Source organism: Streptomyces sp. AcH 505 (assembly GCF_000818175.1).
In the GTDB taxonomy this organism is placed as follows: domain Bacteria; phylum Actinomycetota; class Actinomycetes; order Streptomycetales; family Streptomycetaceae; genus Streptomyces.
Genome location: NZ_JTIY01000001.1, coordinates 1,780,117 through 1,782,463 on the forward strand (window position 1 = coordinate 1,780,117; position 2,347 = coordinate 1,782,463).

General features: G+C 72.3%; 2 protein-coding genes and 1 pseudogene. 1 reads left to right on the forward strand and 2 read right to left on the reverse strand.

Features of this window, described 5'->3' with window-relative positions:
• Positions 1-48: 48 nt before the first annotated feature.
• Both HY68_RS08280 and HY68_RS08285 read right to left on the reverse strand, forming a co-directional pair.
• Positions 49-723, reverse strand: coding sequence for a response regulator transcription factor (locus HY68_RS08280; RefSeq protein ID WP_041986323.1), 675 nt, complete (start codon positions 721-723; stop codon positions 49-51).
• 40 nt (positions 724-763) lie between these two features.
• Positions 764-1,963, reverse strand: coding sequence for a sensor histidine kinase (locus tag HY68_RS08285; RefSeq protein ID WP_041986326.1), 1,200 nt, complete (start codon positions 1,961-1,963; stop codon positions 764-766).
• A gap of 126 nt (positions 1,964-2,089) precedes the next feature.
• Between HY68_RS08285 and HY68_RS08290 the strand changes: the two are divergent.
• Positions 2,090-2,347 (forward strand): annotated as a pseudogene (locus HY68_RS08290) (hypothetical protein); the annotation flags it as partial.

Consider the following 2,347-nt stretch of genomic DNA (forward strand, 5'->3'; position numbering starts at 1 on the left):
CCACCCAGGTCACATCCGGCGGGCCCGGCAGCCGCGCGCGCCGCCGGCTCAGGCGCCCGCGCCGCCGCCTGCCCGTACCAGACCCGTCTCGTACGCCAGCACGACGACCTGCACCCGGTCACGCAGCCCCAGCTTGGTGAGGATCCGGCCCACATGGGTCTTCACCGTCGCGTCCGAGAGCACGAGCCGCCCGGCGATCTCGCCGTTCGAGAGCCCCTGCGCGACCAGCATCATCACCTCGCGCTCGCGGGTGGTCAGCCGGTCGAGTTCCTTGTGCTCGGGCTCGGCCGCCGACGGCAGCATCGGGGAGAACCGGTCGAGCAGCCTGCGGGTCGTGGAGGGCGCGACCACCGCGTCGCCGCTGTGCACCGACCTGATGGCGGAGAGCAGTTCGCCCGGCGGCACGTCCTTGAGCATGAAGCCGCTGGCCCCGGCCTTGAGCCCGGAGAAGGCGTACTCGTCGAGGTCGAAGGTGGTCAGGATGAGCACCTTCGGCGGGTTCGGCGCGGCGCAGATACGGCGGGTGGCCTCGACGCCGTCGAGGCGCGGCATCCGTACGTCCATCAGCACGACGTCCACCGCTCTGCCGCGGAGGTTCTCGATCGCCTCAGCGCCGTCCCCCGCCTCGGCGACGACCTCCATGTCGGGCTGCGCGGCCAGCACCATCCGGAAGCCGGTGCGCAGCAGCATCTGGTCGTCGACGAGCATGACGCGGATCGACATCAGCGGGGTTCCTGTCCGGTAGGAGCGGTGGGTGGCGGGGTCAGTGCGCAGGTTTCAGGGGGAGCAGGGCGCTGATCCGGAAGCCGCCGCCGGGCCGCGGCCCCGCGTCGAGCGTGCCGCCGACCATGCCGACCCGCTCACGCATGCCGATGAGTCCGTGGCCGTGGCCGTCGGCGCCGCCGTCCTCGTACATCTCGTGCGCCGCGCCCCTGCCGTCGTCCTCGACGAGCAGCCCGAGGCCGTCGTCGAAGTAGACCAGGCGCACGCTGGCACCGACGTCGGGGCCGCCGTGCTTACGGCTGTTGGTGAGGGCTTCCTGCACGATCCGGTAGGCGGTGAGCTCGACGCCGCTGGGCAGGGCGCGCGCGGTGCCCTCGATCTTGAAGTCGACGGTGATGCCGGTCTTGCGCACCTGCTCGACCAGGTCCTCGATCTGCTCCACGTCGGGCTGCGGCACGTACTCGCCGCCCTCCTTGGTGTCGCCGGTGCGCAGCACGCCCAGCAGCCTGCGCATCTCGGCGAGCGCCTGCCGGCCGGTGCTGGAAATGGTCTCCAGCGCCTGCTTGGCCTGCTCGGGCGCCGCGTCCAGGACGTAGGCGGCGCCGTCGGCCTGGACGACCATCACGGAGACGTTGTGCGCGACGACGTCGTGCAGCTCGCGGGCGATCCTGGCCCGCTCCCCCGCGACCGCCACCTTGGCCTGCGCCTCGCGCTCCTTCTCCAGCCGGGTCGCGCGCTCCTCCAGCTGGTCGAAGTAGGCACGGCGGGTGCGGATCGAGTCGCCGAGCACCCAGGCGAGCACGAACGGCACGGCCAGCACGACCGTGAAGAAGATCTGTCCGCCGGTGCTCGTCGTGTTCGGCGGCCAGCGCAGCTGGGACAGCGGGGCCGCACACAGCCCGCCGAAGAGCGCGAGCAGCGAGGCCCAGCGCGGTCCGCCACGGGCGGCGACGGTGTAGATGATGACCAGCATCGCGAAGTCGCCCGGCCCCACCCGCACGTCCAGGGCGAGCTGGACCAGGCCGAGGGCCGTCACCAGCAGCAGCATCCGCTCGGGTGCCTTGCGGCGCAGCGCCACGACCAGACTCAGCAGCGCCGCCACCGCCATGGCGGTCAGCCTCGGCTCGACGCCCCGCGTCTCCTGGATCGCCCACAGCAGTGAGATCCCGAAGAGCACGACAGCCCAGAAACTGTCGACGCCCGTCGGGTGTCTGCGGAGGAAGTCGTAGAGGCGCTGCACGTAACCCAGCGTAGGGATGTGTAAAAGGGCGAGGGGTCAACCGGAGGACCGATCCGGTCGGCGGAAGCGTACTCCCCAAGGTGGAGACTTGGCGCCGTGACGGATGAGACAGATCAGTCTGACGAGGTGCGGGGCGACCTGAGCGGCGCGCGGGGAGCGCGCCGCTGGCGTGCGGCGGCCGAGGCGGCGCTGTACGGGCCCGGCGGCTTCTATCTGCGCCCGGAGGGCCCCGCCGGGCACTTCCGCACCTCCGTGCACGCCTCTGCGCTGTTCGCCGCCGCCGTGGCCCGGCTGCTGGCCGGTACGGCGCGGGCGCTCGGTGGCGGTGAGGTGGCCTTCGTCGACATGGGCGCGGGCCACGGCGAGCTGGCGGCGGGCGTGCTG